Source organism: Hymenobacter coalescens, from assembly GCF_054783195.1.
This window is the reverse complement of the sequence record NZ_BAAGRA010000019.1, coordinates 483,114-501,086: the sequence shown is the minus strand read 5'-3', so window position 1 is coordinate 501,086 and position 17,973 is coordinate 483,114. Positions and strand designations below refer to the sequence as shown.

Below are 17,973 nucleotides of genomic sequence, written 5' to 3'. Positions count from 1 at the left end.
TCCCCGCGTGCTCATGCTGCCCAAGTGGTACCCCCACCGCTACGACGACCAGGACGGTGACTTCGTGGCGCGGCACGTGGCGGCCATTGCCGGGCACGCGCAGGCGGCGGTGCTCCTGGCCACGGTGGCGCGCGGCCCGCTGCCGCGGCTGGCCGTGCTGGAGGCCGACTGGCAGAGCTCCACGCCCACCCTGCGCTACTACTACCGGGCGCGCCTTACCGGCCTGGGCCCACTCGACCGGCTGCTGAAGCTGCTGCTCTACTTCGGCTGCGTGCTGCACGGCTACCGCCTGCTGCTACGCCGCTGGGGTCGCCCCGACCTAGTGCACGTGCACGTGCTGCTGCGCACCGGCGTAGCAGCCTGGCTGCTGCGGCGGCTGCAGGGTCTGCCCTACATCGTAACCGAGCACTGGACGCTGTATCTGCCCGAGCGCCACCACCTCATCGGGCCGCTGCGCCGCCTGCTCACGCGCTGGGTGGTGCGGCGCGCCGCGGCCCTGCATACCGTCTCGCAGGCCCTCGGCGACGCCATGCGGCAGCTGGACTTTACCAGCCCGGAATCGGTGGTCATTGCCAACGTGGTAGATACTGCGCTGTTTTTTCCGGCGGCCGAGTCGGCTTCGCCAACGCCGGGCCGGCCGTTGCTGCACGTATCGGCCTTTCACGATGCGGTAAAGAACGTGTCGGGCGTGCTGCGCGTGGTGGCCGGTCTGCGCGCCGAGCGGCCGGGCCTGCGGCTGCGCATTGCCGGCTACGGCCCCGACGAAGCCCGGCTGCGTGCCTACGCCGCCGAGTTGGGCCTGCTGGCCGACGGCACGGTGATTTTTCTGGGCAAGCTGGCCCACGCCGACGTGGCGCGCGAAATGCAGCGGGCTGCCGCCCTCGTGTCGTTTAGCCGCGCCGAGACCTTTGGCTGCGTATTGCTCGAAGCCCGGGCCTGTGGCTGCCCGGTGGTGGCCACGCGCACCGGCGGCGTGCCCGAGCTGTTCCAGCCCGAAGGCGCGTTCGGCCTGCTCATCGCGCCCGACGACGAAGCAGCCCTGGCCCATGCCCTGCGCACCGTGCTCGGCGGACAGTTGGCGCTGCCCACCGAGCGGCTGCGCGCCGATGCCGAAGCCCGGTGCAGCCCCGCCGCCGTGGGCCAGGCCTTTGGCGCGCTGTACCGCCGCGTTCTTTCCCCGCCGCCTCGCCGATGAATTTGCGCCGCCTGCTGCACACCTTCGCCGCCCGCGCGGGGGTGGCTGTGCTGAACTTCGCGGTGGTCATGCTCACCACCCGCAACCTCGGGGCCGCCGGCCGCGGGCAGGTCAGCCTGTTCGTGACGGACATGGCCCTGAGCCTGCTGTTCATCGGGTTGCTGGGCGGCTCCTCGCTGATTTACCTCGCGCCGCGGCGCAGCGTGTGGCACCTGCTGCTGCCCGCTCTGACCTGGGCCACGGTGGTGGCCGCGGTGGGCAGCGCGGCTATCTGGCTGTGGCGCGACACGGGCTTGGTGTACGCCGCGCACCTGTTCGGGGTGTCGTGGCTGCAGGCGGCCTTTTCCATTACCACGCTGCTGCTGCTGGGCCGGCGCCGCGAGCAGGCCTTCAACTACCTCAACTTGGCGCAGGCCGGCCTGCTGGTGGCCCTACTGCTGGCCCTATTCGCGGGGCTACAGCTGCGCGTGGTGCCCGCGTATTGGTGGGCCTGCTACCCGGCCTTCGGCCTGCCGCTGCTCCTGGGCGTGGCCTTGCTGCTGCGCCTGCCTGATCCGTGGCGGTGGGCGCCGGGCGAGTTGCGGGCCGTGGTGCACGAGCTGGCCCAACACAGCCGGGGGGCGCACCTGGCCAACATCCTGTCTTTTCTGAACTACCGACTGAGCTATTATTTCCTGGCCGCGCTGGCCGGCGCCGGGGCCGTGGGCGTGCTGTCGGTGAGCGTGGCGCTGGCCGAAGCCATCTGGCTGATTCCGCGCTCGGCCGCGCAGATGCAGTATGTGGACCTGGTGCACGCCGACGACAAAACCGCTCAGGCGGCGGCGCTGGCGCGCACGGCCCGGCTGGTGCTGCTTGCTACCGGCGGGGCCGTGCTCACGCTGGTGCTGATTCCCTCCCCGGTGCTGACGGCCGTGTTTGGTCGCGAGTTCGGCGCGACGCGGCCGCTGCTGGCGCTGTTGGCCCCGGGCGTGCTTGCCTTCAGCCTGAACATGCTGCTGAGCAGCTACTTCGCCGGCCTGGCTGCCTACCGCATCAACAACCTGGGCACCACCATCGGGCTGGGCGTCACGCTGGCGGGCGCGCTGCTGATTCCACGCTTCGGCGCGGCCGGCGCGGCCCTGGGCACCACGCTGTCCTACTTCGCCTCCACGGCCTGGCTGCTGTGGCAATTCCGGCGAGCTACCGGGCTAGGGCTGGGCGCCCTGCTGCCTGGCCCGGCCGATGCGCGGGGCCTGCTGCAGCTGCTCACGCCCCGCCCCCGGGCCAACGACCCCGCCCCCAACGCCTAAGGGCGCCCAACACTGGTTTGGCTGATTATTCGTCCAGCGGCCGCACGGTCACCTCAAACCCCTTGGGCTCAGCAAACCGGGCCAGCGGCGCGGCGGGCAGCGGCGCAGGGCTGTACAGGGCGCAGAGGGTATTCTCCACCGCGTACAGCTGCCCGGGCGCCGTGGCCGGCAGGCCGTCGAGAATGCCGCTGAGCACTTCCCAGCGCGGCACGCCCGGCTGCCGGGCGGCATCGTGCCACACCACCACCGACTGCGGGTGCAGCAGCTCCCCAAACACGCGGGCGGTATCAGCGCGCACGGCCTCGTAGCGGTGGTCGCCGTCGATGAACACCACGTCGAAAGGGCCCAGGCCGCGGTAATCGAAGGTGGCGGAGTTGCCGTGCAGGTGCGTGACGTTGGGCAGCGGCCGCGAAAAGTGACCGTGCAGGCGAATGTACTCCTCGGGCAACTGCAGGCGGCGCAGCTCCTCGTCGGAGAGGTTGAGCGTGTGCACGCTGGCGGCTACCTCGGCCACGGCAGCCGCGCTTTCGCCGCGCCAGGTCCCGATTTCAAAGTACCGGGCCTGCGGCCCGACGCGGCGCAGCAGGGCGCGCAGCAGCAGCAAGTCGGTTGGCAAGGAGCCGCCCTCGCCGAAGGCAAACGGGCGCAGCACGTCGCCCCCCGGGGGCAGCAGCGGCCGCAGCGGCGTGACGGGCAAGCCGCCCTCGGGGGTAAGCTGCCAGCGGGCGGCACGGCGCAAGGCCTGCTGCTGCCACTGCTGCTCGTCGGCGGTGAGCACCACGTTGAGCAGCCAGGGGTTGCGCATCAGGCTACCAATAGCGCGCAGGGTTTTGGAAAGGCGAGACAAAGGGAAATGAGCTGATGTGGTTAATGTGCCAAGGCGGGAATGTGCGGAATGCGGCTACTGCTGTGTTGCATCGGCCCCTCCGTCACATTGGCGAAGCGCAGCACACTAGCTAATGGGCACCTTGCGCAGCATGGCTTCGATCAGGTCCTGGGTGCGCACGCCATCGGCTTCGGCTTCGTAGGTAAGCATGATGCGGTGGTTGAGCACGTCGGCGGCCACGTCCTTGATGTCCTCGGGCAACACGTAGTCGCGCTCATCGAAGAAGGCCACGGTGCGGGCCGCACGGTGCAGGGCAATGCTGGCGCGCGGGCTCACGCCGTACTGCACGTACTGGGCAAATTCGGCCAGATCGTACTCGGCGGGCTTGCGCGTGGCAAACACCAATTCAATGATGTACTTCTCCAGCGTGTCGGAAATCTGCACCTGGTTGATCAGGCCGCGGATGCCGAAGATGTCCTCCTTGGTAAGCACGGCCTGCACGTCGCTGGCGTAGCTGAGGTTGGCCATGCGGCGCATCACTTCCAGTTCCTCCGCCTTCTTGAGGTAGTCAACATACACCTTCATCATGAAGCGGTCGACCTGGGCCTCGGGTAAGGGGTAGGTGCCTTCCTGCTCCACCGGGTTCTGGGTGGCCAGCACCAGGAAGGGCAGATCCAGCGGAAACGTGGTTTCGCCGATGGTGACCTGCTTTTCCTGCATGGCCTCGAGCAGGGCCGACTGCACCTTGGCCGGGGAGCGGTTCACTTCGTCGGCCAGCACCAGGTTGGCGAAGATGGGCCCTTTTTTTACCTCGAATGCCGAGCGGGCCTGGTTGTAGATCATGGTGCCCACCAGGTCGGAGGGCAGCAGGTCGGGGGTGAACTGCACGCGCTGAAAGTGCAGGTGCAGTACCTGAGCCAGCGTGCTGATGGTAAGCGTTTTGGCCAATCCGGGCACGCCTTCGAGCAGAATATGGCCGCCGGTAAAGAGGCCAATCAGCAGGCGATTGAGCATGTACTGCTGCCCCACCACCACCTTGCCGACTTCGGCCGATACCTGCCGGATTTTCTGCTGATAGTGCTGCGTGAGGTCGGAAGTATCCATGAGAGCAAGGCGTAGGCAAACGACGGCACAGGCCGCCGGCTTAAAGGTACGAGCGGGCAGCGTAAGCCCCTACCGCCGCCCCGAATTGCGCGGGGCAGCGCCGTTTTATGCTTCGTCAGCCCCGCGCACCGGCTTCGTCCGGCTCATCTTGATCCACAAAAAAAGCCCCACCGGCAGCGCCGGCGGGGCTTTTTAGCTTAACGCGAAGCGGTGGTTACTGGCGCACGATGCGGCGGGTATCCAAGCCGCCTTTGGTGGCCGCGCGCAGCACGTATACCCCCGAGGGCAGCGTGCTCAGGTCCAGCTGCTGCTGGGCCTGGCCGGCCGGCAGGTGGTGGCGCTGCACCACTTGGCCCAAGGCATTGAGCACGGTCAGCTCCACGGCCTGGTGGTAGCCGCGCAGCTGCAGGGTCAGCTTGCCGTCGGGCGTCGGGTTCGGGAACAGTTCCAGCGCCGAGCCGGCCAGCGGCTTCACGGCGGAGGTCACCGTGAGCGTGGCCGAGGCCGGCGAGGCGCAGCCGCCCGTGCCGGTCACCACCACGGTGTAAGCGCCAGGCTGCGCCGTGCCGTTGGCCGTGTAGGTCTGGCCCGTGGCCCCGCTGATGAGCTGCCCGTTCAGGTACCATTGGTTGCCCGTAGTAGCCGAGCTGGTGAGCACCGCCACGCCGGGCGTGGTGTACTGCACCGTCACCACCGGCTGGGCCGGGGCAGCCGTGATGGTCACGGTCGTCGTGGCCGTGGCCGCCGCGCAGCCGCCGCCGGCGGCAATCGTGTTGGTCACGGTGTAGGTGCCCGCCGTCGAAGCGGCCAGGTTGATGACGCCCGTCGACGCATTGATGCTCAGGCCCGCCGTGGAGCTGAACGTGCCGCCCGAGGCACCCGTGCCGAAGGCCGGGGCCACCGTGCCGGTCGCCCCGGCGCAGTAGTTGGCCGTGGCGTAGCTGAACGTAGCCACCGGCGCCGTCGTGATGGTGACGGTAGCCGTGGCGGTAGCCGAGCAGGCCGTCCCCACCGTGTAGGTCACGGTATAGGTGCCGGGCGTGGAGGCGGCCAGGTTAATGGCGCCCGTCGTGGCGTTCAGGCTCAGGCCCGTGGTCGAGCTGAACGTGCCGCCCGCCGTGCCCGTCACCGTGGCCGTGGGGTTGGTACCGCTCACGCAGTACGTGCCCGCGCCGTAGCTGAAGGCCGCCGAAGCAGCCGGCGTAATGGTCACCGTGGACGTAGCCGTGACGGCCCCGCAGGCGCCGGTGGCGGCCAGCGTGTTGGTTACGGTGTAGGTGCCGGCGGTGCTGCCCGCCAGGTTGATGACACCCGTAGCGGGGTCGATAACCAGGCCGCTAGTCGACGAGAACGTGCCGGCCGTAGCGCCGGTGCCCAGGGTGGGCGTTACGGTGCTCGTGGAGCCCGCGCAGTAGGTCGTCGTGCTCGGGTAGCTGAAGTCGGCCACGGCCGGCGCCGTGAGCGAAAGAACCACCTGGGCCGCAGCGGCCGAGCAAGCCGCTGGGTTGGTGGAGGTCAGCGTCAGCGTTACCGTGCCGGCGGCTACGTCAGCGGCCGACGGGGTGTAGGTGGCGTTCAGCGTGGTGGCATTGGGCGAGAACGTGCCCGTGCCGCTGCTGGTGTAGGTGCCGCCCGTAGCCGAGCCGCCTACGGTGCCGCCCAGCGTGAAGGGCGAGGTGCCGCAGCTGCTGGCCGTGGCAGCCGGCAGGCTGGCCGTCGGCAGCGGCGTCACGTTCACCTGGATGGGGGTACGCGTGGCGCTGGCACACTCCGTCGAAATCTGCCAGTTGTAGAAGAAGTAGTGCGAGGTGCTGGTATTGCCCGTGAGCACACCCCCCGTCACGGTAACGGCGCCGCTGGCCGAAGCAAACGGGAAGCCGCCGGTGAAGTCGCGGTACAGCTCGGGCGGAGCCGGCGACGTGGCCGTCACCAGGCGGTAAGTACCGGCGCCCGGTACGTTCAGGTTGATGGGCAGCACCAGCGGGTTGCGCTGGGTGCTGCTGCCGGCCGGCACCGCAAACGGACCGGCCGTGGCCAGTACCGTGCCGGTGCTGGAGCGCAGCTCCACCGACATCGAGCCAGCCGTGGTCGAGCTCGGGAACACCGTAACCGACTGAATGGTCACGGCCGTGGTGGCGTTGAACACCAGGCCGGTGTTGCCGCCGCTGTAGCCGCCGTCGGCGCCGGTGGTGGTAGCCTTACCCGCCGTTTCCGTGCCGCCGCTCACGGCTTCCACGAAGTACTGGCGCGAGGCCGTCAGCGCCGGTGTGGTAAAGGAAGCGCCCGTGCCCAGGGCGGTGCCGCCGGTAGCGGCCTCAAAGTAACGCAGCGTGGTGCCGGCCGAGCCGGTTGCCGTCAGCGTAGCCGTGCCGCCTTCGCAGATGGCAACGGGCGTGTTCGTAGAAGTCACCAGCGGGTTGTTGACCGTGACGGTCGCCACGTTGCTGGTAACCGTCTGCGTGCCGCAGCTTACCTGGGCGCGGAAGTACGCCGTTTGCGTCAGTACGGGCGTGGTGAAGCTGGCGGCAGTGGCCGCGCTTACGTTCGTGAAGGTCACGTTGTCGGTCGATTGCTGCCACTGGATGCTGCCGTTGGCCGCGCCGGTCAGTGTCAGCGTGCTCGTGCCGCTCACGCAGATGATGGCCGCCGCGGGCGACACGGTGCCGGCCACCGGGGCCACCACCGTGCGGGCGACGGCCGTAGCCAGGGCGTCATTGGCGGTGTTCAGGTCACCCTGCACCGTGCCCGTCAGGGCGAAGGAGTAGGCGCCGGCGACGCTCATGTCCAGCGTCGGCGTCAGCGTCACGTTTTGCGTGGCGCCAGCGGCCAGCGTACCCGTCGTCAGGGTGCCGGTCAGCGTCTGCGGGCCGCCGGGCGTGGTTACCACGGCCGTCACGGTGGCGTTGTTGGCGGCGAAATCCAGCGCCTGCGAGCCTTCGTTGCGCACGGTTACCGTCACGGTTTCAGTGGCGGAGTAGCAGCCTTGGTTGGCGGCCGGCGTTACCAGGGCCGTAGCGGCCAGGTCGATGGCCACCGGGCTGTTCACGCGCACGTTGTCGATGTGGAAGTCGTAGTCCGGCGCGTTGGTCACAGTGCCTTCGGAAGCGAAGAAGGCCACAATGATCTGCTGCCCGGCGTAGCTGCCCAGGTTGATGGAGTAGCTGGTCAGGCTGCCGTTGCTGGGCTGGTTGCCGGCGTTGAACTGCGCAAACGCGGGAATGCGGGCAAACGTGGCGCCGCAGTCGGTGGAGATGCGCACTTCCACGAAGTCGTCGGTGCCGGTCATGCCGGCCGGGTCGGCGCTGCTGCTGGCAAAATCAGAGATGCCCGCGTCGAAAGTCAGCTGCGTGGTGGCCGAGGCCAGAAACTTCGGCGAGACGAGCCAGTCGTTTTTGCTGTTCGAGAACAGGTTGATCTTCGCCGTGGTGTTGCCCGAGGGCAAGGAGCCATTGGTCCAGCCCGACGTGGTACCGGTGGGCAGCGTGGCCCCGGTGGCTTCAGTCCAGCCCGGGAATACCGTGTTCAGGTTCGAGCCGGTAAAGCCCGTGAACGTGACGAGTTGTCCCTGCGCGACCGGAGCGGTTACGGTGCGGCTCTGCTGGGCCAGCGCGTCGTTGCCGGCGGTGGCGTCGCCGGGCAGCAGCGTGGTGGCGTCGAAGGTGTAGGTGCCCAGCGCCGTCATATTGACCTGGCCGACCGTGAAATTAGCCGTGCCGTTGGCCGGGATGCTGCCGGTGAAAGTACCCGTCAGCGTCTGCGTCACGGGGCCACCCACTACCACGCGCACCGGAATGTCGCTCTGAGCGGTGGTGCCGTAGTTGCGGATGGTCACGGTCACGTTCTGCGTGGCCGAGTAGCAGCCGGCCGTGCCCGGTTCCGTCAGGGCCGTGATGCCCGCGTCGCTGGCGGCCGCCTCGATCAGGCTGATGTCGTCGAGGTGGAAGTCGTAGTCCGGGGTGTTAGATACCGGTCCGTCCGTGGCTTTGAAGGCCACGATGATGCTCTGCCCGGCGTAGGCGCTCAGCGGCACCGAGTACTCCGAGAAGGCAATGGCCGTCGGCGAAGGCTGGTTGGTGGCGTCCACGCGGAACGCCTCCGTGAAGGTCACGCCGCAGTCCGTCGACACCAGCACGCGCACCGCGTCGTCGGTGCCGGTCATGCCGTCGCCGGCACCGGCCGGCGAGGTGGTCGAGGCAAAATCCGTTAGCGCAGCCTTAAAGGAAAGACGGGTGGCGGCCGTCGCCGCGATTTTCGGCCCGATAATCCACTCGTTCTTGGAGGTCGAGAACAGGTTCACCTTGGTCGTAACGTTGCCTGTGCTGCCCACGCCCGTGGCGCTAACCCAAGCAGCGTTGCCGGCCAGCGGCGCGGTGGCGCCGGTGGCTTCGTACCAGTTCGGGAACACGGCGGTCAGGTTCGAGCCGGTGAAGCCCGTGAAGCTCACGACCTGGGGCAGCGCCACCGTCGGGGCCACCGTGCGGGTCGCCGTCAGGTTGTCGTTGCTCGCGTCGCCGTCGCCGGCCACGGTCACGCTCGTGGCAAACGTGTAGGTACCGGTGGCCGTCATGTTCACTGTCCCCAGGCTCACCGTCTGCGAGGCGCCGGGTGCCAGCGTTCCGGTGCTCACGGTAGCCGTCAGCGTCTGGGTAGCCGCGCCGCTCAGCGTCACGGTCACCGTGGCCGGGGTGGTGGCGAAGTTCAGCGGCTGCAGGCCGTTGTTGCGGATGCTCACCGTCACGGTTTCAGCGGTGCCGTAGCAGCCCACGGTCAGCGGCGACACCAGGCCGTTGGCGGCCACATCGGTGGCCGAACCGCCGGGCGTGAAGGAGCCTTCGTCGGCCCCGATGTCGGGCGTGGAGGCGTTGCGCGTGTCCCCGTCGAAATCGGTGGTGATGCCGCTGATGGGCAGCGCCCGGCTTTCGGCCAGCGTGGGCACGGTCGGGCTCAGGTGCAGGAAGCCCGCGTTGGTGCCCGTGGTGCTCACGAAGGTGGGGTTCTCCGTAGCGGAGGCCGTCTCGCGGCTGTTGCCGATGTAGGAAATGTAGTTGGCCAGCGTCTGCTGGGCGTTGGCCAGCGTGCCCGTGCCTTCCACGTAAATCACGCGGTTGGCCGCCGGCGTGCCGGCGTAGTAGAGGTTGTTGTTGGTGGCGTTGCCCAGGCCGATGCCGGGCGCACCGGTGTAGCGCAGCGCGGCCGTGGCCCCGCCGGTAGCGCCCGGCGTGGAATTGTTCACCACGAGGTTGTTGCGCAGCGTCACCACGGGCGAAATCGAGCTGACGTAGATGCCCGACGTGCCAAAGGTGGTGGTGCTGGTGCTGCTTGCGCTCAGCGCCAGCGTGTTGTAGTAGGCGTTGATGGTGGTGCCGCCGGCGATGAAGAGGCCCACCACGGCGTTGCTGCCGGTAGCAGCCGGGGCCGAGAGGTTACCCACCAGGTTGTTGTGCACGGTTACCGTGGTGCCCGAGCCGATGTAAAGGCCGTACACCTGCCCGCCCGTGCCGCCGGCGCTCAGGTCGCTGACTTTGTTGCGGTACACGTTGGTCGTGGCGCCGGTCGTGCTCTGCACGCCGTACACCGTGGCCGCGCCGGTCGCCATGTTGCGCACCGTGTTGCCGTACACCTCGGTGTTGGTCGTCGAAGAAGGGTTGTTGTACACGCCGTACACCGAGCCCGTCGAGGTGCCGGTGAAGTCCCGAACGGTGTTGTTGTACATGGCGGCCGTACCCACACCCGCCGATTGGTACACGCAGTACGACGTGCCGCTGCCGCTCCGGCTCCAGCCGGGGGTGGTGTTGCCGTACATGTTCACCGTGCTGGCCGTGGCCGTGTTGTACACGCCGTACCACGAGCTGGAGGTGGCCGTGGTCGAGGTCAGCGTAACGGTGTTGTTGTAGAGGTTGATGGTGTTGGTGGTACCGCTGCCGCCCATGGCGTTGTTGATACCGTACACCGACGACGACGTGCCGCCGAAGGTCAGCGTGACGGTGTTGTTGTACACGTCGGCGCTGCTGTTGGTGCCCGTGCTCAGGAAGATGCCGTAGAGCGTGCTGGTGCCCGTCGTGCTGCTCACCGTGTTACCGAACACCTTCACGTTGTTCTGGTAGATGGCATAGATGCCCTGGGCCGTGGAACCAGCGCCGTAGTCGAAAATGGTGTTGCCCGTGGCGCCGCCGATTTCGTTGTTCTGGTCGTAGAAGTCGTAGGGCGCGGAAGCGTTGAAGCCCCGCAGCTCAATCGGACCGTTGACGTTGCCGATGGTGTTGCCGAAGAACTTGTTGTTCGAGTTCGTGCCCTCCGCCGTGGTGGGCGTCAGGGCCGTCGTGGCGGCCGTGGTGTGGTTGGCCGAGTAGATGCCGACCGAGCTGGTGTAGGCGCGCTGCATCGTCACGCCGCAGTTCTTCACCGTCACGAACTGGCAGCCGTTGACCGCCGGCGTGCCCACTTTCAGCAGGGCCAGGCCAAACTCCATGCGCGTGGTGCTGGTGGTGTTCGTGGTCGGGTCCACCACCGAAATACCGTCCAGCGTCACGTAGTCGGCGCCTTGCAGGGCCAAAATAAAGTCCAGCGACGTGCTGGTGCCCGCGCCCGCCGTGATGGTGGGGTTGGCGCCCGTGCCCGATTTCTGGAACACGATGGGGTTGGCGGCCGTGCCGGTGGCCGTCAGGATCAGCCCGTTGGCCGTTTCGGTGTGCCCCGCCGCTACGTTAAACGTGACGCCGCCCGTCCCCACGCCCGCGGCGTTCAGGTCGGTGATGGCCGCGCTCATCGTCGCGTAGTCGCCGGGAATGGATTTGGTACCGCTGAGCTGCGCCCAGGCCGTGGAGCTACCGAGCACCGACAGCAGCAGCGCCGCCATCAGCTTGGGTGCCCATCGGCCCGAACGTGGCCGAGCAGTCGTACGGAGCCCAACGGGCCGTACTGCACGTAAAGGTGTGTGCATGAAATGGGGGTTAGGTGGTAAAAAAGAGGGAAAACTGCTAGCCAACCATTACCTACACGCCGGAGGCTGCTCCGCCGGCGGACGGCGCAGCAGCGGCGGTGCAGAGCAACGTCCGACTGGCGGGGTAAAGCACTGAGAGAGAAGTTGTCCGGCATCGAAAAATGACTACCGGCAAAATCCCTGAAAACTACGCAATGGTTTTTGTATTGTACTATCGTCCCATTAATATTCAATTAAAACGAATGGCTGCAGCCCCTAGCCTGTTCCGGCTCTCGCAGCTCAGTTGCGGGTAGCCCCACATCATTATGTAGCTGCTCGGCGTGCCAATGCCCCCGCGGCGGTGCTATGTTTACTGTATGCAAGCTTACGCCACTCATCCCCGGCACCTGCGCCGCTTTTTGCTTACGGCGGCCGGTCTGTACCTGCTTTGGTTTATTGGCTATGAACAATGGTTGAAGCCCGCCGGCCGGCTTGATGAGGTCCTCTCACTCAACATTGCCGCCGTCAGTGCCGGCGCGCTGCGGGCCGTGGGCCTGGCTGGCGCAGCTACCGAGCGCGTGGTATCGGTGGGCGGACAACCTGCTGTAATTGTCGGCGACCCCTGCAACGGCTTGGTGCTCTACGCCCTGTTCGTGGGGTTCGTGCTGGCGTTTCCGGGCGGCGGCTGGCGCCGCAAGCTGCCGTTTATCGCCGCAGGAGTCGCCGCCATTTACGCCCTGAACATCGTGCGCGTCGGGGCCTTGGCCCTCAACCACCTATACTCGCGCAGCACCGTCGACTTCAACCACCACTACACCTTCACGTTCGTCGTCTACGGCTGCATTTTCCTGCTCTGGATGCTGTGGGTGCGGCGCTATGCCACTTCGCCCGATGCCTGAGCCAGCCCGCTCCTTTTTCACCGCTACCTGGCTCCGCCTGGCCCTGGCAGCGCTGCTGGCCGGTCTGCTATTCTGGGTCGGCACCTACGACGAGCCCGTTTTTGCCTGGCTGACCGACTTTTGGCACCAAGCCCTCCGGGCTCTGGGGCTGGATTCTTGGGCCGAGCGTATTCAGCGCGGCACCAGCGGACAGATTACCCGGCGTAGCGTCCCGGCCATGCTCACCTACGGGTTGGGCTACACCAGCGTGTGTTTGCTGATTCTGGGCTTGCTGGTCCCGCGTCGGGCCCTGCTCACCGCGTTTTGGATATACGGCGGCATTTTCGCCCTGAGTGCGCTGCTGCTGCTGGGCGGCAAAGCGGCCGGCGACGTTGCCTGGGCCTACAAACTGGGCCGGCAGCTGATCGACTTCATTGTTTCGCCGCTGCCCGTAGCTGCCTTGGTGCCGCTTCTGCGCTGGCATTACGCCGCCGCTGCCACACTACCTAAGCAAGCTCAACAATAGACTTAAGTCAATATTTTTTTTAATTATAAGACCATTGATATGGTCTTTTTTTATGCATATTTGATCATAGCAATTGCGAAGGCGGTTCCCTTGCAAGGACCATGGCACAGTGAGGTAGCCGGGGCAGATAGCGCCGGAGTAGGGTTGACGTTGCCCTTTGGGCAGACTTGGTTCCATTTGTTTCCTTCCCCGTTATGCATTTCCGTTTTACTTGTGTTTTTCTGCTGCTCCTTTGGACAAGCAGCGCGCTTGCTTCGCCTCAGTGGCAGTTGGCCATGAGCCTGAATGTGAAACCCGCCGCCGTAGCCAGCGACGCCACCGGCAACAGCTACGTAATAGGTGGCTTTGCTGGCACGGCCCAAGTGGGCAACACCACGCTCACGAGCAACCCTCTGTATGCTGGTGACACCGACGCTTTTCTAGCCAAATTTTCGCCTACCGGTGCGTTGCTCTGGGTTACGCAGTTCGGCGGCCCCTACGCCAGCGTACGCCCCAAAGCCATAGCCGTAGACCCCGGTGGCAACTGTTACTTTACCGGCACAGTGCGTGGCACGGTCACGTACGGCGCAGGTCAGACGCTCACGGGCGTTATGGAGTGGCCCGGTGTGCTGGTGGGCCGTTGCAACGCAACGGGCCAGATCAGCTGGCTGCGCCGCGACGGCAGTTCCGGCTACGCCAGCATCGGCGGCAGCGGCATTGCCGCCGACGCCGCTGGCAACTGCTACGTGGCAGGCGCCGCTACCACGCCTTTCGCAGCCAACACTTCCCAAACAGCGCTTCGTTACCAGGTATTCATTGCGAGCTATTCCGTGACCGGTGCCCTGCGCTGGGCTGATGTGGGCCAGAGCCCGACCATGTTCAACAATGCCTTCAGCCTGGCCTTGGACGGGCAGGGCAGCGGTTATGTCACCGGCTCCTACACCGAGCGGCTCACCTTGGCGGGCACTACCCTGACCGCTCCCGGTGTCCGGGGCTTTGTCGGCCGCTTTCGGCAGCAGGATGGCGCGTTGAACTGGCTGCAAAACCTCGACAGCAACGTCGGCCACGTGAGCATGGCCGCGGCCGACGGCCAAGGGCTGGTGGTGGCGGGCCAGTACAGCCGCAACACCACCTTTGAGGGAAAGCCCTTAAGCCACCGCGGCGGCGATGATGCCTTCCTGGCCCACTTTACCAAAGCCGGTCGTCTGCGCTGGGTACGGCCGCTGCCTGCTACCGCCGGCGACGACGTGCCCGTAGCGGTGCGCTGTGACGGTTACGGTGGCAGCTTCGTGCTGCTCAACCAAAGCGATGCGCAGCGCGGCTCCGGCACCACCATCAATAACCTGACCTTGGTTAGCTCGGACCTCGCGGGCCAGCCGCGCTGGGTTACCACCGTAGCGGGCACGCCAGCCGTCAGCGGGGCGGGCTTTGCGTTGGATGCCGGCTTGCGGGCCTGCGTTGTCGGGTCTTTTAATTCCACTTGCCAATTTGGTCCCTACACGCTTACTGGCGGCTCCGACACCGGCTTTGTGGCCCGCCTGCATGGTACGGCTCCCGACGAAGGACGGGCCGTGGCTGCGCTTGCTCCGGCGACGGTGGACGTTTTTCCAAATCCGGCAGCCGCGGGGCGCTGCACCGTGCGCATTCCCGACGCTACGCCTCAGCACCCGGTGCAGCTTAGTTTATTGGACCGTTTTGGCAAAGTGGTGCTTGAGCAAAAGCTTACGGCTGCTGAAAGCAACCTGCTGATGCACGGCCTTGCTCCTGGGCCGTACACGCTGCGGCTCATTGCCGCCGAACACAGCAGCAGTCGGCAATTGCTTATCAATCCTTAAAGCAGCGAAGGCCGCCACACTGCTGTGGCGGCCTTCGCTTTGGGTACCAGAGACGGGACTCGAACCCGTACTTCCTTACGGAAAAGGGATTTTAAGTCCCTCGTGGCTACCATTACACCACTCTGGCGTGTGCAAGGAACTTGCACTAAACTAAAAAAGGACGCTGCCTGGGCAACGTCCTTTCTTGAGCGGGAGACGAGGTTCGAACTCGCGACCTCGACCTTGGCAAGGTCGCGCTCTACCAACTGAGCTACTCTCGCTTGAGGTCAGCCACCGTAGTGGCGTTTTGATGTGACAAAGGTACTGCAAGAATCTTTGAAGTCAAGAGGTGGCCCTGAAAAAAATTCTTCAAAAACCGCTTTCACTTCATTCTCAGGCACTTTTTTTTGCTTACCCTCCTAAAAAACATTGTAAGTCTACTCCAAGCTGGTCTATAAGGAAGGAGCTGGCAAAAGCCTATCAGGCCCAATTCTTCCTAAAAAATATCAGGGCCGGCTGCGCAGCACGTGCAGCCGGCCCTGACCTTGGTCAATGGCAGCAATACCTTAGCCTTTGCGCGCCAGCGCCAGCTTAAGCTCATTCAGCTTCAGCAAGGCTTCAATAGGCGTGAGTGTATTCACATCCAGGTGCTGAAGCAAGTCGCGAATACCTTCCAGGACGGGGTCAGCGGGCTCGAACATGCTGAGTTGTAGCGTAGGGCGCGGGGCCGTAGCCGTAGCTACCGGCCGGGCATGGGGCTGAGAGATGTTGGCGCGGCCGTTGGAGGCAGCTGGCGCGGCGCCGGCTTCGACCAGTTCCTGCCCTGCCCCACCGTCATCCGCACCGACGCTAGTGCGCTCCTGCTCTAGGTGGTGCATGATTTCGTTGGCGCGCAGCACCACGGCGGGCGGCATGCCGGCCATGCGGGCCACGTGGATGCCGAAAGAGTGCTCGGATCCGCCTTCCTGCAGCTTGCGCAAAAACAGGATGCGCCCGTCGGCTTCCTTCACGGCCACGTTGTAGTTGCGCACCCGCGGGCACTGCTCGGCCAGCTCGTTTAGCTCGTGGTAGTGGGTGGCAAACAGCGTCTTGGCGCGGGCCTTGGGGTGGTTGTGCAAGTGCTCCACGATGGCCCAGGCAATGCTGATGCCGTCGTAGGTGCTGGTGCCGCGGCCGATTTCGTCCATGAGCACCAGGCTGCGGTCGGAGAGGTTGTTCAGGATGGAAGCCGTTTCGGTCATTTCCACCATGAAGGTACTCTCGCCCTTCGACAAGTTGTCGGAAGCGCCGACGCGGGTGAAAATCTTGTCGATGACGCCCACGTGGGCCGCTTCGGCGGGCACGAAGGAGCCGATCTGGGCCAAGAGGGCAATCAGGGCCGTCTGGCGCAGCAGGGCCGATTTACCAGCCATGTTCGGGCCGGTGATGACAACGATTTGCTGGTCGTCGCGGTCGAGGCGGATATCGTTGGGGATGTACTGCTCGCCGGGGGGCAGCTGCCGCTCGATGACCGGGTGGCGGCCCTGGCGGATGTCGAGCAGGGAACCGTCGTCCACGGTGGGGCGCACATAGCGGTGCTGGCGGGCGGTGCTGGCAAAGGAGGCCAGGCAGTCGAGCACGCCGATGGTGCGGGCGTTCTGCTGCACCTGGCTCACGAATTCGTTCGCGGTCAGCACCAGCTCGTCGTAGATGCGCTGCTCGATGACGAACAGGCGTTCCTCGGCGTGCAGGATTTTCTCCTCGTAGGTTTTCAGTTCCTCGGTGATGTAGCGCTCCGCATTCACCAGGGTCTGCTTGCGAATCCACTCCGTGGGGACCTTGTCCTTGTGGGCGTTGGTGACTTCCAGGTAGTAGCCGAAGACCTTGTTATAGGCCACCTTCAACGAGGAAATGCCGGTGTTGCGCTGCTCGCGCTGCTGCAACTGCAGCAGGTAATCCTTGCCGGTGTAAGCAATGGCGCGCAACTCGTCCAGCTCCGCGTCAATGCCGTCCAGAATCAGGTTGCCCTGGTTCGTCAGCACGCCGGCGTCGGGGCGGATTTTACTTTGAATTTCGCGGCGCAGCGTGTCGCAGGGGTTGAGCTGGTCGGCCAGCTTCTGCAGGGCGCGCACGTCGGTGGCGTGCAGCAGCTCGCGCATGGGGGCCAGGGCTTCGAGGGCGCGGCTAAGCTGCAGCAGCTCCCGCGGATTCACGCGGCGCACGGCCACTTTCGATATCAGGCGCTCCAGGTCGTTGATCTGGCGCAGCTGGTCGCGGATGGCTTCGAGCAGCTCCGATTGCTCGTGCAGGGCCTGCACCGTGTCGAGGCGGCGCTGAATCTGAGCGGGCTCCTTCAGCGGCAGCACCACCCACTTGCGCAGCAGGCGGGCGCCCATCGGGGTCAGCGTCTGGTCGAGCACGTCGATGAGCGGGACGCCGCCGGCGTGCTGGGCCGAGAGCAGCTCCAGGTTGCGCACGGTGAAGCGGTCCAGCCACACGTACTTGTCCTCCTCCAGGCGCCCGATGCCGTTGATGTGGCCGATGTCGTCGTGCTTGGTTTCGGCCAGGTAGTGCAGAATGCAGCCGGCAGCAATGATGCCGTCGGTCAGGTTATCCACGCCGAAGCCCTTGAGCGACGTGGTCTTGAAGTGGCGCGTCAGCGTCTCGTGGGCATAGTCGCCGCCGAACACCCACTCATCGAGGGCATACGTGCAGAAGTCGGGGCCAAAAGCCGTTTCGAAATCACGGCGGCTGTTTTTGCAGAGCAGCACCTCCGCCGGTGCGAAGTTCTGCAGCAGCTTGCCCAGGTAGCCCAGGTCGCCTTGCGCCACTAGAAACTCGCCGGTGCTGATGTCGAGGAAGCTGATGCCCGCCTGCTGCCCGCGGCCGAAATGCACGGCGGCCAAGTAATTGTTGGCGCGGCGCTCCAGCACGTTGTCGTGCAGGCTCACGCCGGGCGTCACCAACTCGGTGATGCCGCGCTTGACGAGGCCCTTGGCCTGCTTGGGGTCTTCGAGCTGGTCGCAGATGGCCACGCGCTGCCCGGCGCGCACCAGCTTGGGCAGGTAGGTATCGAGCGAGTGGTGCGGGAAGCCGGCCAGGGCGGTTTCAGCGGCGGTGCCGGCGCCGCGCTTGGTTTCGACGATGCCCAGGATGCGGGCGGCCGTCACGGCGTCCTCGCCGAAGGTTTCGTAGAAGTCGCCCACCCGAAACAGCAGCAGCGCACCGGGGTGCTGCTGCTTGAGCTGGTGGTACTGCTTCATCAGGGGCGTGTCGGCCACGGGGGCGGGGCCGAGGGTGCCGTGCGTGCGAACGGGTTTCTTAGCGGTAGTAGTTTTCACCTGCGGGAGCGTGCGGTAGGATAGGACGGTCGTGGAACGCGCCCTGGTGTGGCCGGGCAAAAAAGGCTCGCAAGCCGTAGCTTGCGCGTTCGTCTGAACAATTCGTTCGGGCGGTATCGTTCG

9 protein-coding genes and 2 tRNA genes are annotated in these 17,973 nt (G+C 65.8%); 5 read left to right on the top strand and 6 right to left on the bottom strand.

All coding sequences use genetic code 11. The features are described 5' to 3' along the window. The first annotated feature begins 13 nt into the window (after positions 1-13). Together ACYVKQ_RS18530 and ACYVKQ_RS18525 are read left to right on the top strand one after the other, a co-directional pair. A complete protein-coding gene (locus tag ACYVKQ_RS18530; protein WP_460676916.1) occupies positions 14-1,195 on the top strand; it encodes a glycosyltransferase in 1,182 nt (393 codons plus the stop codon). Further along, positions 1,192-2,484, top strand: a complete 1,293-nt coding sequence (locus ACYVKQ_RS18525) for a lipopolysaccharide biosynthesis protein (RefSeq protein WP_460676841.1) — start codon at positions 1,192-1,194, stop codon at positions 2,482-2,484. Before ACYVKQ_RS18530 ends, ACYVKQ_RS18525 begins: the two co-directional genes overlap by 4 nt. Positions 2,485-2,509: 25 nt before the next feature. On the opposite strand, the gene ACYVKQ_RS18520 is transcribed toward ACYVKQ_RS18525, so the two are convergent. The 3 genes from ACYVKQ_RS18520 to ACYVKQ_RS18510 form a co-directional block, all read right to left on the bottom strand. Next, on the bottom strand, positions 2,510-3,331 hold the full coding sequence (locus ACYVKQ_RS18520; protein ID WP_460676840.1) for a class I SAM-dependent methyltransferase: 822 nt from the start codon (positions 3,329-3,331) through the stop codon (positions 2,510-2,512). 105 nt (positions 3,332-3,436) lie between these two features. Continuing rightward, positions 3,437-4,414: an AAA family ATPase gene (locus ACYVKQ_RS18515; protein ID WP_460676839.1), complete on the bottom strand. Its 978-nt coding sequence runs from the start codon at positions 4,412-4,414 to the stop codon at positions 3,437-3,439. 214 nt (positions 4,415-4,628) lie between these two features. After that, positions 4,629-11,270 (bottom strand): Ig-like domain-containing protein, encoded by a 6,642-nt coding sequence (locus tag ACYVKQ_RS18510; protein WP_460676838.1) that lies wholly within the window; start codon positions 11,268-11,270, stop codon positions 4,629-4,631. 440 nt (positions 11,271-11,710) lie between these two features. Between ACYVKQ_RS18510 and xrtX the strand changes: the two genes are divergently transcribed. The 3 genes from xrtX (at position 11,711) to ACYVKQ_RS18495 (ending at position 14,551) form a co-directional block, all read left to right on the top strand. Further along, entirely contained in the window at positions 11,711-12,232 is a 522-nt protein-coding gene (gene xrtX / locus ACYVKQ_RS18505; protein ID WP_460676837.1) for an exosortase X, read from the top strand. Beyond that, complete coding sequence (locus tag ACYVKQ_RS18500; protein ID WP_460676836.1) at positions 12,225-12,737, top strand: XrtX-associated membrane protein; 513 nt, start codon at positions 12,225-12,227, stop codon at positions 12,735-12,737. The genes xrtX and ACYVKQ_RS18500 overlap by 8 nt, the downstream gene beginning before the upstream one ends. Positions 12,738-12,931: 194 nt before the next feature. Beyond that, entirely contained in the window at positions 12,932-14,551 is a 1,620-nt protein-coding gene (locus ACYVKQ_RS18495; RefSeq protein WP_460676835.1) for an SBBP repeat-containing protein, read from the top strand. A gap of 44 nt (positions 14,552-14,595) precedes the next feature. On the opposite strand, the gene ACYVKQ_RS18490 is transcribed toward ACYVKQ_RS18495, so the two are convergent. From ACYVKQ_RS18490 to mutS, 3 genes are all read right to left on the bottom strand, one after another. After that, positions 14,596-14,678 (bottom strand) — tRNA-Leu (locus ACYVKQ_RS18490). 60 nt (positions 14,679-14,738) lie between these two features. Beyond that, a tRNA-Gly gene (locus ACYVKQ_RS18485) sits at positions 14,739-14,811 on the bottom strand. A gap of 285 nt (positions 14,812-15,096) precedes the next feature. Then, complete coding sequence (mutS, locus tag ACYVKQ_RS18480; RefSeq protein WP_460676834.1) at positions 15,097-17,850, bottom strand: DNA mismatch repair protein MutS; 2,754 nt, start codon at positions 17,848-17,850, stop codon at positions 15,097-15,099. Between the last annotated feature and the right edge of the window lie 123 nt (positions 17,851-17,973).